Genomic DNA, 13,516 nt, shown 5'->3' on the forward strand with positions numbered 1-13,516 from the left:
TAAAGAATGGACAATATGCCGTGCCGGAGTCGGTTTAAATAAGACGCTTTGGCTGCACCTTGCCGTCTTCGAGGATAGTGCCGACACCCACGAAATGGGACGATACATCGTAGAGTCGCACCAGTCCCTCGGTGGGCGCCTGGGGGATCAGCACCGCCTGGCCCTGAGCCAGATAGAATGCCGCGTCGGCCGACAACTTCACCGCCGGCCAGTGACCGAGCGCGCTGTCGAGCGGCAGCAGCAGGGCATCCAGGCGTTGTGGCGTCTCGTCCTCGGACATGCTCTCGACCTGATCGAGTGTGACGAAGGGCGCGGCGGGCTCGGCATAGGGGCCGACGCCGGTGCGCCTGAGTTGGCTCACATAGCCGCCACACCCCAGTTCGCGGCCAATTTCCTCCGCCAGGGTGCGCACATAGGTGCCCTTGGAACAATGCACGTCGAGTTCGATCTCGGGCAGGTCGAAGGACAGCAGATCCAGGGAGAAAATCTCGATCCGGCGGGTCTGGCGCTCCACTTCCACACCCTGACGCGCCAGCTTGTACAGCCGCTGGCCCTGATGCTTGACCGCCGAATACATGGGCGGCATCTGGTCGATCCCGCCGAGAAACCCCCGCAGCACGTCCCACACACGCACTTCGTCGACCCCGAGCACCGGGCACGTTTCGACCACCTCGCCCTCGGCGTCGGCCGTGGTGGTGGTCACGCCAAGGTGAACCCGGACGCGATAACGCTTGTCCGCATCGAGCAGGAAGGCGGAAAATTTGGTGGCATCGCCCAGACAGCAGGGCAGCAACCCGGTCGCGAGCGGATCCAGACTGCCGGTATGACCGGCCTTGGCGGCCTGATAAAAGCGCTTGACGCGCTGGAGCGCGTCATTCGAGGACAGGCCAAGCGGCTTGTCCAGCAAGAGAATTCCGGTGACGTTGCGTCCCGAATTACGGCGACGTGCCATCGATTTAAGGCTCCTGATCCGTAACTTGACAAGCGTCGGGGGACGCTGTCGCGACGGCGTTGTCGATCAGCGAGGACAGACGTTCGCCATAGCCGATCGAGGTGTCGAAGACGAAATGCAACTGGGGAATGGTGCGCAGACGCACCTCCCGCGCGATCGCGTGACGCAGAAATCCGGACAGCGGGCCATTGAGCAGACGCTCCTGGGTCGGCGCGTCCTCGTCGGTCGGGAAACAGGTGAAGAAGACCTTGGCATGCGCCAGATCCCGCGTCACCCGCACCTCATGCACCGTGATGTTGCCGAGCCGTGGATCCCGTACCTGATCGCGCACCGCCACCGCCAGCACTCGCTTCAACTCGGCGCCGATACGCTCGGTGCGATCGAATTCCTTCACATTCACAGCACGCGCGCCCGCTCGGTGCGCTCGAAGACTTCAATCTGGTCGCCGGGCTGCACATCGTTGTAGTTCTTGACGCCAATACCGCACTCGGTGCCCGCCTTGACCTCGCTGACATCTTCCTTGAAGCGGCGCAGCGATTCCAGCGCGCCCTCGTAGACCACGACGTTCTGGCGCAGCACCCGGATGGGACTGTTGCGGCGGATCGCGCCCTCGGTGACCAGACAGCCGGCGATGGCGCCGAATTTAGAGGAGCGGAACACGTCGCGCACCTCGGCCAGACCGATGATCTCCTCGGTGACGATCGGACTCAGAAGCCCGGAAATCGCCTTCTTTACGTCATCGATCAGCTCATAGATGATGCTGTAATAACGCAGGTCGAGCCCCTTCTCGTCCACCACCCGGCGGGCGGCGGCATCGGCGCGGACGTTGAAGCCGAGCATGATGGCGCTGGAACTCACCGCGAGATTGGCATCGGATTCGGTGATCCCGCCGACGCCGGACGCCACGATGGAGAGCTTGACCTCATCGTTGGCGAGCTTCAGCAGACTGTCCTTGAGTGCCTCAAGACTGCCTTGAACGTCCGCCTTGATGATGAGATTGACGCTCTTCTGCTCGCCATCCTTGATCTGGGAGAAGAGTTGATCGAGGCTGACGCCGCGCTGTTCGTCGAAGCGGCTCTGACGCGAGCGCGCCGAGCGAAACTCGGCAACCTCGCGGGCGCGCCGCTCGTCGGTCACCGTCATCACGTCGTCGCCGGCGTTCGGCGTCCCCGAGAGCCCAAGCACCTGCACCGGGATGGACGGCCCGGCGGATTCGACCGACACGCCGGCCTCATTGAACATGGCCCGTACTCGACCATATTCGCCACCGCTGACGATGATATCGCCACGGCGCAGGGTGCCGGCCTGGACCAGGACGGTCGCCACCGGACCACGCCCCTTGTCGAGACTGGATTCGATGATCGCGCCACGGGCGGGGCCGTCTACCGGCGCCTTGAGTTCGAGCACCTCGGACTGGAGCAGGATGGCATCGAGCAAGTCATCGATGCCTTCGCCAGTCTTGGCGGAGACCTTGACCATCATGGTGTCGCCGCCCCACTCCTCGGTCAACACCTCGTGCTGGGTCAATTCCTGCATGACCTTATCCGGGTTGGCGTCGGGTTTATCCATTTTATTGACGGCAACGATCAACGGCACCTTGGCGGCACGGGCGTGATGGATCGCCTCGATGGTTTGCGGCATGACGCCATCGTCGGCGGCGACCACCAGGACCACAATATCGGTGACCTTGGCGCCACGGGCGCGCATGGACGAGAAAGCGGCATGGCCCGGCGTATCCAGGAAGGAGATCGTGCCCTTCTCGGTTTCGACATGGTAAGCGCCGATATGCTGGGTGATCCCGCCGGCCTCGCCGAAAGCGACCCGGGTGCGCCGAATATAGTCGAGCAGCGAGGTCTTGCCGTGGTCGACATGGCCCATGATGGTGACCACCGGGGCGCGCGGTCGCATCTCGGCCAGTTCCACCTGTTCCTGCACCTCGTCGAGCAGCGTCCCCTCGGCGTCGCGACTGTCGGTGAGCACCGCCGTATGGCCCAATTCCTCGACCACGAGGATGGCGGTATCGCGATCCAGGACCTGATTGATGGTGACCATCATGCCCTGCTTGAACAGTTCCTTGATGACTGCGGGAACCTTGATCGACATCCGGCTGGCGAGTTCGCCCACCGAAATCAATTCGGGGATCTCAACCTCCCGCACCACGGGCGTGGTCGGTCGCTGGAAGACATGCTTGTCCTGGAGCTCCGGCTTGGTCTTTTTCCGGCGGCGCAAGCCCCGATTCGTCCCGCCGCCGCTCTCGACCTCTTCGTAATCGGTTCTGGGGGTCACGATTTGTTCGCGCGTGCGAGTTGAATCCTTGCGCACCGTTTTCTTGGCGGCCCGCTCATTTTCCTCGGGCTCGGCGGCCTTCTTGACGCCACCCTTTTTGGGTTTTGCGGCCTCGACGCGACGTGCAACGGCAGGCGCTGACGCCGCGGGGCGGGCGGGCGGCGACTTCCTGACCTCGCTGTCCACCACGACCGGCTCCGGCTCCTGAATCGCTTCAAGCGCCTGGCGCGCAGCCTCGGCCTCGGCCTCGATCAACGCCCGACGCTCGGCGTCGATCCGCGCGGCATCTTCCGCACGCCGACGTTCTTCTTCCGCAAGACGACGTTCCTCGTCAGCGACACGCCGACGGATCGCTTCCTCGCGAGCACGCAATTCCTGATCTTCCTGATCGGCCAGACGCCGCGCTTCCTGCTCGGCACGCAAAGACTGGAGTTCGGTACGGCGTCGCACCTCGTCGTAAACCGGCGCTTTAGGCGCTGCGCGTTCTCTTGCGGGACGCGGACGCTCGACAGGGGGTCGACGCGGGGGAGCGGCCGACGCTGGCGGGGGCTGTGTCGCGGGCGTGGCAGACGGCGCCGGCGCGGTCTCGTCGCCGCGCTTGACATAGGTACGCTTGCGGCGCACTTCGACGCTCACGGTCTTGCCACGCGCCGGTGGCGCGGGCCGGACGCCAGCGGTACTACGTGGTACCGCGGTTACCTGACGCAATTCGCTGACCGATTTACGCTTGAGGGTAACCTGACTCGGCGCCGCGCCGCCGTCATCTTCCCCATCCTTGCCATGACTGCGGCGAAGATAGCCAAGGAGCTTGACTTTCTCCTGTTCCGTCAAGGTGGCATCGGCGCCGCTCGCGCTGATGCCCGCCTCGTTCAATTGGGTAAGGAGTCGCTCGACCGGAATACCGACCGTGGAGGCGAGTTGCTTGACCGTGACTTCACTCATGGACTGACCTTTAAACCTCTATTCCTCTGCGGCATCCGCGAACCAGTGTTCGCGTGCCTTCATGATCAAGCGCCCCGCCCGCTCTTCGTCCATGCCTTCGATTTCCATGAGTTCGTCGACTGACTGCTCGGCGAGATCATCCAGGGTGGCGATCCCCAGGGCGGCCAACGCATCGGCGAGAGTCTCGTCCATGCCTTCCAGCGACAGTAGATCGTCGTCCGCTTCCGGACTAACGTCCTCTTCCGAGGCAATGGCACGCGTCAACAGGACGTCATTCGCGCGCTCACGCAACATATCGATCGTGTCATCGTCAAATTCATCGATGGCCTGCATCTCGGCGAGTGGCACGTAGGCCACTTCATCGACACTGGTAAATCCCTCCTCGACCAGCACTGCGGCGATGCCTTCATCGACCCCGAGCTGGGTCACGAAGTTCTGAACGGAACGCTGGGCCTCCTGCTCGCTTTTGACCACCGCGTCCTGCTCGTTCATCACGTTCAGCTCCCAACCGGTCAACTGGGTGGCGAGACGAACGTTCTGGCCGAAGCGGCCGATGGCCTGGGCCAGGTTTTCCTCCTTGACGGCGACATCCATGCTGCGCGCTTCCTCGTCGATGACGATCGATACGACATCCGCCGGCGACATGGCATTGATGACGAACTGCGCCGGATTCTCGTCCCACAGGATGATGTCGACCCGTTCGCCATTCAGCTCGTTGGAGACGGCCTGAACGCGCGCGCCGCGCATGCCGACACAGGCGCCGACCGGATCGATCCGCGGATCCGTGGTGCGCACCGCGATCTTGGCTCGCGAGCCCGGATCGCGTGCCGCGCCCAGGATCTGAATCAGACCCTCGCCGACCTCGGGAACCTCCAGCTTGAAGAGTTCGATCAGCAGCTCCGGCGCCGTGCGGCTCACGAAGAGTTGCGGGCCCTTGAGCTCGGAACGCACATCGTAGAGATAGCCGCGCATCCGATCTCCTGAACGCACCGACTCGCGTGGAATCAGATGTTCGCGTGGAATCAGCGCTTCGGCGTTATTACCCAGATCGAGCAAAATGGAGCCGCGCTCGGCTTTTTTGACGATGCCGGTGATCAGTTGACCCTTGCGCTCGACAAAATTCGCGACGACTTTGGCGCGCTCGGCGTCTCGCACTTTTTGGACAATGACTTGCTTGGCCGTCTGAGCGGCGATGCGTCCGAAGAGCACCGACTCGATTTCTTCCTCGATGAAGTCGCCGACTCCGAGCTGCGGCTCCAGAATGGCGGCGGCGGATTCCGTGATCTGGCGGGATGGCGCCTCCAGCACCCCCTGCTCCGGATCTGGGACGATTTCCCAGCGACGAAAGGTAGTGTAGTCGCCGGTCTTACGGTCGATGACCACGCGCACATCGATGTCGCCGCCATGTTTCTTGCGGGTCGCCGATGCCAAAGCCGCCTCGATCGCCTCGAAGATCACACCTTCTGAAACGTCCTTTTCGTTGGAAACGGCTTCGACGACCAGTAGAATTTCTTTGCTCATGCTACCTGTATCCAACTCAGCGCTTGCGACCCATCAATCGTCTTCATTGTGTGCCGTCTCGCCCGAGGCTTGAAATTCGTAAACGAGGCGCGCGGACTCCACGTCATTGAGCGGAATCTCCCAAAGACGACCGTCGGCATCCAGCGTGATCGTTCCGGCATCGAAACCCCGCAGCACGCCTTCCAGCCGGCGGCGACCATCCAGCTTTTCAGCCAGGCGAATTCTGACGCGATGACCCGCGAAACGTTGAAAATGCTCGGGAAAGACCAGCGGCCGATCAATACCGGGCGACGACACCTCCAGATCATAGTGACCGGGGAGAGGATCTTCGACATCCAGGACACCGCTCAACTGGTAACTGACCGCGGTGCAGTCATCCACCGTGATGCCCCGCTCGTGATCGATGTAGATCCGCAGCGTGGCGCTACTGGCGCCGCGCGGGAAAAATTCCACGCCCACGAGCTCATACCCCATGGGTTCCACAACCCTACGCGCCAATTTGGTGATACTGCTGTCAGCCGACTGCATAATCCGCCCTTCAGAAACAAAAATTGGGCCATTGGCCCAACCTCATTACCGCACCATAGCGTTCTTATCAGCCCATGGCACCATTTCGAGAGCGATAAAAAAACCCCGTAACGGGGCCTTATGGACGGCAGATGTGGATGGCGAACGAACCGCCTTCTCCTTAAGCTCTGGGAGTTTATCCGCTCTTTCCATAAAGCGCAAGGCTGGATGCGCGAAGCCCCAGCCACCCGTGCATCCTGACGTCGCATCGAATCATGCCTGGAAGCGCTCGGAACATGCTAATAATGGGCACTTTTCCGAATTCTCGGCAGCCGCGTGCAAAGAATTTCCGCCCGGCGGCGCGACGGGCAGAGGGCGCCCGGCGCGCGTCGGCGGATTGACCTCGGCGTTATGGCGCGACGGCTCCGGGTCCGGGTCCGTAACCAGCGGGATAGCCGGGGTAGCCATAGGGCCCGGCGACAGGCGCGGAATTTCTCATGCCCTCCCAGTACTGACGCATCCGCTCGTCCGCCTCGCGACGCATGGCTGCGTATTCAGCCTGCATCTGCGCCCGTTGTCTCGCCATCGACTCCCAATCGTAGGGAGCCTGCCGAACTGGAGGCACGGAATCCATCATCGGCGGCACCGCCCAGGCTGGGGGGGCGGCAGACTGCGCGGACTCCGGCATGGATGGCACCACCGCAGCATTTGTCATCCGCTGATCGGGCGCCGGAACCGGCGGTTGCTCGACGGTTTTCCGCGCAACGGCGGGAGGCGGCGCCGCAGGCGCTTCGTTCATCAGCGATTTTGCGAAAACGGCCGACTCCGCTTCATTGACCGGCCGGGACTCCTGGAACGGTGTCGTCTCGACCACGGCCTTGGGCGTTTCCGGAACCCTGGAGACGGGATGCTCGGCGACCGGCTGCTGCTGAACCGGGCTCGCTATGGCCTGGCTTTCCACCACGGGAGCCGACTTGGATGCCGAACCTGGCAAGGCCGAAATCGGGATCGGGCTCAGCCGAGCGATTTTCTCCAGAAGGGAGGCGGACGAGCCACCGTCCTGCTTATCGATCGAATTCAAATAGAGATATCCAAAGGCGATCACAACCCCCCAAAGGATCAATTTCGGCAACCAGCCGAAAGTCGAACGGGGGACGGTCGTTTCCGAGTCAGCCATGCTTAGTTACTCCTGAAAGTAGTCAAACGTGATAGATAAAGCGGTAAAACGGCACTCAATTCGCCAACGCCCGCCGCACCGCGAGCCATTGGCAGCGATTATCGATCAGACGCAAGGGACATCAATACCGCCTCGACTCGGCCCACGCAACGCGCAAGGTTCGTTTCGATCTCGCGCATGTCGATGATGCCGTCGGATTTGCCCGCCGCCCAATTGACGACGAAGGCGAAGCTGGCATAGCAGAGATCCAACTCCCGGGCAAGACTCGCCTCTGGCATGCCGGTCATGCCAACCATGTCGCAACCGTCGCGCTCGTAGCGCCCAATCTCGGCGGCGGTTTCCAATCGAGGCCCCTGCGTGGCGCCGTAGGTTCCCTGGCGGATGACCGCATGCTCCATTCGGTCACAGGCCGCGATCACGGCAAGACGCAAATCCTCGCAATAGGGGACCGTCAGGTCGATATGCTCGACACTCCCGGTCGCGCCATCGTAGATGGTGTGCTCGCGTCCGTAGGTATAATCGATGATCTGATCGGGAACCGCCAAGGCGGTTGGACGAAAACATTCCGTGATACCACCAACCGCGGCCAGGGCGATTACCCGCTTGGCGCCACAGGCACGCAATGCCCACAGGTTGGCGCGATAGTTGATCCGGTGCGGCGGCAGATGGTGGGACGGTCCGTGACGAGGAAGAAACAGCACCTCGTTCTCGCCGAATTGCCCCCGCGTGACAGGGGCCGACGTTTCACCATAGGGCGTGTCGACCTGCCGCGCATCAAGCACCGACAAGGCGGGAATTCCCGCAAATCCCGACCCCCCGATGATCGCAAGAAGAGACATTCACGCCCCACAACCGATAAAACGCAGGAGTCTACCGGAGAGCGTTCGGGAAACCAAACCGAAGCGTGGGTGCCGGCTTGGTCGCCTCGGGAGGCTCAGGCGCTCAGCAACTCGGGGAGCCGGACTGCTGCGCTTCCTGAAAAAGTCCAATCTCCAGCAACTTGGGTAAAAGCACCTGCTCCTCGCGATCAATGCGCCTGGCCACCATCTCGAAGACCTCGTGGGTTTCGGTCAGAAACTCATCGGTAAATTTAAAATCGCAGTTTTTGAGCCAGCGCTTGTGGTAGTCGTCGAAAATCTTGCGAAGCGGCTTTTCGCCGCTAATGAAGCCCCAGGCAATGGATTTGATCTTCGGATCTTCGTGGATCAGCAGTATCGGATAGAGACTCCGGTCCTCGTCCGCCAGATGACTTCGCACCTTTTTTCCGAGCTCGCAGAGCAGTTCATAGGCGGTTTTGGCGTTTGGCCGGATCTTCAACAGCTCCGGCGTCAGGATCGCGTTAAGATCATCGATCATCTGGCGCAGTTCGGCGTGCGAATTGCGGTAACCGTTCAGGTCGGACATACCTCATCATCCTCGTTAGCGATCGCTCGTGAGTGGGAACCGATTGCGCGCCGATCCGAAGCACGCCGGCAAGCGAACATCGCCCACCGCACGCACTTCGAAAACGCATCATCGGACTGCTTCAGAGGATGTATACCAAACCGCCGAAATAGTCAAAAAGCCTTTAATTATATTGGAATTTTAACAAATACCGCTCCAGCCAGCGGGGCTTGCGGCCATGCGTCTTCCTAGCGTATCGATTCGGCCTCGCCCGAGTCGACGGATGTCGCCGCCGACGCGAATCAGAGATCTTCATCGGCAACCGCGAAGACACCATGGGCGTTTCGGAAATAATTCTGATAGTCGAGACCATAACCGTAAAGATACCGGTCGGGAACCTGAACCCCCACCACATCGGCCTCGCACTGGTGCGGACGGCACTTCTCGACTAGGACTGCGGAAAGCACACTGGCGGCGCCGTCCTCATGGCAGGCGCGAATCACCTGGCCGAGCGTGACGCCCTCATCCAGAACATCGTCGAGAACCAGTATGTGCTCGCCGCGAATCGCCTCCGACGGGCGGTAGCGCCAGACGATCTCGCCACCGCTGGTCGCCCCCCGGTATCGGCTCGCATGGAGATAATCGAGCCGTAATTGAAAATCGAGTCTTGGCAGAAGCAGGCCGGTCACGATGACCCCGCCGGTCATGACGCAAAGCACCAGCGGATCCTTGCCCGCCAGGCGCTCGGTCAGCACGCTGGCCATCCGGTCGAGCGCGGCGTCAATTTCCTTGGCCGTCACCAGACATTCGGCGCGACCCTCAACGCTGTCGTACTGAGTTGCGGCGAGCTTCATTCGGCCCTCTCCGGAGAGGTTGGATCGTCGAGTCCGAGAGCGAGCGTCTCGAATTCTTCCAGCTGAGCGACATAGCGGATCGCACGCTGCCATTCGGGGCGCTCATGCAAACTCACGCGATCAACTTGTCCGCGGCCATGCATGCGCAGCTGACGCAGCTGCGCCACGGGATCATGATGCTCGCCAAAGGCATCGACAATCGCAACCGCCGCGGGGCGATTATTACAGATCAACAGCATGTCGCAACCCGCCTGGATAGCGGACTGCGCGCGCTCGACGTACCCCCCGCCAGCGCCGGCCGCCATCATGTTGAGATCGTCGCTGAAAATGACGCCCTGGAAATCAAGCCCGCCACGCAGAATATCGCGCAACCAGATCGACGAGAATCCAGCCGGTCGCCGATCGATGCTGGGATAGACGACATGCGCCGGCATCATGGCTTCCAGCCCGTGATCGATCAGACACCGAAACGGCGCCAGATCCTCCCGTTCGATCTCGGCGAAAGCGCGCGCATCGGTCGGCAGTTCGGCATGCGAATCCGCCGCGACGCCACCGTGCCCCGGGAAATGCTTGCCCACCGAAGCCATTCCACCGTGCCGGGCACCGTCCATCCAGGCCACAGCCAACTCCCGGACCGACTCCACCTGGGCGGCAAAACCGCGATCGCCGATGACCTGGCTGATCGCCCGATCCAGATCCAGCACCGGCGCGAAACTGAAATCGACCCCGACGGCCCGCAACTCGGCGGCCATCAGCCAGGCAATTGACCTGCAGGCCGCGCGTGCGCGCGCCGGATCGAGCGCGTGGAGTCGACCGAAACGTCCCGCCGGCGGCAAGCGCGTGAAACCATCGCGAAAGCGCTGGACACGCCCCCCTTCCTGATCGACTCCGATCAGCAGACCCGGCTCGCGCAAGACATGGATCGATGACGCGAGATCGGCGATCTGCTCCGGCGACTCAAAGTTTCGCGAAAAGAGGATCACGCCGCCAACGGCGGGATGACGCAATAGCTCGCGGTCCACGGCGTCAAGCGCCGTCCCCGCGAGATCGAGCATGATTGGTCCAGGCGACATAATGATCCGATCGGTGGTGGGATTGAAGTTTGAAGGGTAATGTTGGCAAGCATCCCTGCAAGCGGTGCTTTTCGCTTGCTTTCTTCTACCGCGCCAGCCCCTTCTCGGGGATCGCGGCGAGTGCCTGCGGGCGCGGGCGTTCGGCCTCCCAGGCCACCGCGTTTTCCCGCGGCGGGACGACCAACGTGGCTTGGTGTTGCACCGCCGCCTCATCGGCCTCGCGGGTATCGTCAGCCCCATCGGTATCGATTTGCTCAATGACCCCGTCGACCTGATCCAGGAGATCGCCAAAGACTTCGCCATCCGTCCGGGCCACCGTCGCGACGTCCGCGGCGACGACATCCTTGGCGTGCGCATCGACGGCCAGAGGGACCTTGAGCCAGGTGCGGCGCTTCCCGGCGCCGTGTTGACGCAACGTCTATTCCCCCTCGCCAAACGCCTTCCGTCCGGTGGCGTCCGCCACCGCATGGATCGGCCCCGTGCGCTCCTGACGGGGGATCTGGATCGTCAAGCCTCTGGCGCGACGCGACCGGTGCGTGCGATCCGGGATCGGCAGGTCCAACCCCATCCGGCGCATCAGAGAACGGCCAAACCCTTCCAGCGAGCGAGACGGCAAGTGGAACACTTGCTGCAACTCCAACCACGTCTGGATGGACCCGTCCGAGTCGCGCCAGGGGGCACCCCGCTTGCCCGTTGGCTCAGGCGTCCAGCGCTGCGCGATCGCTTCCCGATCGAACCAGCACGCGATGTTCCCACCTGCCACCAGCGCCCGGTCGTCCGCTGACCAGTTGGCGACCTGATCGGTCGCCTTCTTGGTGGCCGGCTTCGCTGGTCTGGTCCGTGGATGGCATCTCAGAGGCTTGCTGAAAGGGGAAACGATGGTCAGCTTAGCAGGGGTCGGCGGATGTATGCACCAACGCCTCTTCAGTTCGAAAAAACCGCCCGATAGCGCTCGCGACATAGGCGTGCGCGAGACGATGGCCCTAATTCGGCACGCCATGAACGCAGGCCGTAGAAATGCAATCACAAAACGTCGTGGCTAGTCCGGGATCGCAGCCGTCGTCGTCTGCCCCAGTATGGACCTCCAGTCCGTGAGGAACCGGGAAGGCAGACGTCTGGGCGAGGGTCAGTAATTTCTTCGCTCTCGGTGGCGTCGAAGAGAAGAACCGATGGCCATCGCGCTAGGTACCGGTGCCCAGTACCCGAGACAGAAGGAGAATCCTGCCGGGGAAGGCACCGAGCTCGGCCAAGGCATGCATCAGCAGGTAGCCGCCATAGGAATGACCGATCGCCCGGGCATCGCGGTGCCAGAACATGGTCGTCAGGTCGTTCTTGATGGACTGCCAGAGCGCGCCGCGCTCCGTGAGACTCAGTCCGGCCTCGTCGTAGACAGACCCCCACTCGCGCATGATGACCTCGTACTGATGGTCGATCATCGTCCTCGCCTGCCCGGCCGTGCGCCCGAAGGCCGGCGCGGCGGCGAGACAGGCGGTCAGCCGGCTGTCGCGACGCTGACCGGTCAGGAGCATGGCCTGGCTGGCCTCGCCACTCGTACGCATCTGTAGACAGATGTCATAGGCAGGGTTGAGCCGGTAGGTTTGGCCGTCCCAGAAGGCGGTATGGATTGCGCGCGTGATCGTCGGTGTTGCCGCAGATGACGTTGAAGATCATCCGCCCATAAAGTTCTTCGAGCGTCTGGCGCGGATCGCTGAAATCACGGCGCACCGGGTGCGCCAGATCCTCATAGCCCGAATTTTTCATAAAAAAGGGCGATTCTCGTTTAACCAATTGATAAAATTGGTGTTCCGCCAAGAACGCTGCGGAGAAGCCAAACGAGGTCGCCCTTGTCCAAGTCTACTCAAGAAACGCTGCGATATCCTCCCGTCGACGAGCTGACCGTGCGCGCCGACGTTGACGGCGGGGCGATGTCGTCTGACGTCGGCCCCTTGATTCTGCGCGGCGTCGACCAGCCGATCGGTCTGACCGAGCGTCTCGCCCAAGCCATCGATGATCAGCCCCATCCCTCCGACATCACCCATCCGCTGCGCGACCTGCTCGCCCAGCGGATCGTTCAGATCGCCCGCGGCGATGAAGACGGCAACGATGCCCATGCGCGGCGTCGCGATCCGCTGTTCAAGCTCGGGGTGGAGCGCCGTCCCTTGGATGAGGCGATGGACTTGGCCAGTGGGCCGACGTTCTCGCGCCGGGAGAATGCCGTCTCGACCAAGGATATCGATTTGCAACTGCCCTCCAGCTGTCCGGTTAAAGCCCTGCCGCATCGCCTGACCGAGATCCTATTCCTGACCCGTCCATCGACGCCTATGCTCAGCCCCTAACCAAACTCCCCTTCGCTCGACCGCCTGCTCGACGCTTCCGCCCGCTTGGGCAGGATCACGCGTGCCTGTTTGCATGGAAACGGTCCCCGTCGAGGCAGCTCAAGCACTGAATCGCGGCCATCTGTGGCCGAATCCGCCCATCTCGCACGCCTTGGCGGCCTGGCCCGTCCGCTCAATCGCCCTTGCGCCTGATAACAATGGTTGGTTTCTGGTCCTGCCACCAGATTCATGAAACATCCGGGCTAACGACCCTTCGATGGTTCCGTGCCGGCGATCGGGAGGGCTGGATCCGACCGCCTGCCCAGGAAATGCGATAAGCCCCCGATACGCAGCATCCTGAAGACCCCAGGGCGAGCGCGTTTAAACATTCCGTTTTTCGGGTAGTTGACGGATGCTAGCGAGAAACGACGATTGGAGTTTCTCATGTCAGCAAGCATTCTTGAGCATTTCACCTCCTTGGAAGATCCTCGGATCGAGCGTCGAAA

General features: G+C 62.1%; 14 protein-coding genes and 1 pseudogene. 1 reads left to right on the forward strand and 14 read right to left on the reverse strand.

What is annotated here, in order from left to right:
* Positions 1-34 precede the first annotated feature (34 nt).
* The 14 genes from truB to QZY07_RS21875 all read right to left on the reverse strand — a co-directional run bounded on the left by truB (position 35) and on the right by QZY07_RS21875 (position 12,507).
* Positions 35-952, reverse strand: coding sequence for a tRNA pseudouridine(55) synthase TruB (gene truB / locus QZY07_RS21810; RefSeq protein WP_295407380.1), 918 nt, complete (start codon positions 950-952; stop codon positions 35-37).
* Between the two features lie 4 nt (positions 953-956).
* Positions 957-1,346, reverse strand: coding sequence for a 30S ribosome-binding factor RbfA (gene rbfA, locus QZY07_RS21815; RefSeq protein ID WP_295407416.1), 390 nt, complete (start codon positions 1,344-1,346; stop codon positions 957-959).
* Between the two features lie 2 nt (positions 1,347-1,348).
* Positions 1,349-4,180, reverse strand: coding sequence for a translation initiation factor IF-2 (infB, locus tag QZY07_RS21820; protein WP_295407383.1), 2,832 nt, complete (start codon positions 4,178-4,180; stop codon positions 1,349-1,351).
* Between the two features lie 18 nt (positions 4,181-4,198).
* Positions 4,199-5,701, reverse strand: a complete 1,503-nt coding sequence (gene nusA / locus QZY07_RS21825; RefSeq protein WP_295407385.1) for a transcription termination factor NusA — start codon at positions 5,699-5,701, stop codon at positions 4,199-4,201.
* A gap of 33 nt (positions 5,702-5,734) precedes the next feature.
* A complete protein-coding gene (gene rimP, locus QZY07_RS21830) occupies positions 5,735-6,229 on the reverse strand; it encodes a ribosome maturation factor RimP (RefSeq protein WP_295407388.1) in 495 nt (164 codons plus the stop codon).
* A 388-nt stretch (positions 6,230-6,617) separates the two neighbouring features.
* Entirely contained in the window at positions 6,618-7,385 is a 768-nt protein-coding gene (locus QZY07_RS21835) for a hypothetical protein (RefSeq protein WP_295407389.1), read from the reverse strand.
* Between the two features lie 98 nt (positions 7,386-7,483).
* A complete protein-coding gene (locus tag QZY07_RS21840) occupies positions 7,484-8,224 on the reverse strand; it encodes an S-methyl-5'-thioinosine phosphorylase (protein ID WP_295407392.1) in 741 nt (246 codons plus the stop codon).
* A gap of 103 nt (positions 8,225-8,327) precedes the next feature.
* Positions 8,328-8,789: a hemerythrin domain-containing protein gene (locus QZY07_RS21845; RefSeq protein ID WP_295407395.1), complete on the reverse strand. Its 462-nt coding sequence runs from the start codon at positions 8,787-8,789 to the stop codon at positions 8,328-8,330.
* Positions 8,790-9,070: 281 nt separating this feature from the next.
* Positions 9,071-9,622: a hypoxanthine-guanine phosphoribosyltransferase gene (locus QZY07_RS21850; RefSeq protein WP_295407397.1), complete on the reverse strand. Its 552-nt coding sequence runs from the start codon at positions 9,620-9,622 to the stop codon at positions 9,071-9,073.
* A complete protein-coding gene (nagZ, locus tag QZY07_RS21855) occupies positions 9,619-10,695 on the reverse strand; it encodes a beta-N-acetylhexosaminidase (protein ID WP_295407399.1) in 1,077 nt (358 codons plus the stop codon). Before nagZ ends, QZY07_RS21850 begins: the two co-directional genes overlap by 4 nt.
* Before the next feature lie 85 nt (positions 10,696-10,780).
* Positions 10,781-11,110, reverse strand: a complete 330-nt coding sequence (locus QZY07_RS21860; protein WP_295407401.1) for a transposase — start codon at positions 11,108-11,110, stop codon at positions 10,781-10,783.
* Between the two features lie 3 nt (positions 11,111-11,113).
* Positions 11,114-11,458, reverse strand: coding sequence for a transposase (locus QZY07_RS21865; RefSeq protein WP_295407404.1), 345 nt, complete (start codon positions 11,456-11,458; stop codon positions 11,114-11,116).
* Between the two features lie 418 nt (positions 11,459-11,876).
* Positions 11,877-12,254: a hypothetical protein gene (locus QZY07_RS21870; protein WP_295407407.1), complete on the reverse strand. Its 378-nt coding sequence runs from the start codon at positions 12,252-12,254 to the stop codon at positions 11,877-11,879.
* A 13-nt stretch (positions 12,255-12,267) separates the two neighbouring features.
* Positions 12,268-12,507: a HipA domain-containing protein gene (locus QZY07_RS21875; protein WP_295407410.1), complete on the reverse strand. Its 240-nt coding sequence runs from the start codon at positions 12,505-12,507 to the stop codon at positions 12,268-12,270.
* 32 nt (positions 12,508-12,539) lie between these two features.
* On the opposite strand from QZY07_RS21875, the pseudogene QZY07_RS21880 reads away from it, so the two are divergent.
* Positions 12,540-12,929 (forward strand): annotated as a pseudogene (locus tag QZY07_RS21880) (transposase); the annotation flags it as partial.
* Positions 12,930-13,516: the final 587 nt, after the last annotated feature.

Origin of the sequence: uncultured Thiocystis sp. (assembly GCF_903866365.1) — a bacterium.
In the GTDB taxonomy this organism is placed as follows: Bacteria; Pseudomonadota; Gammaproteobacteria; order Chromatiales; family Chromatiaceae; genus Chromatium.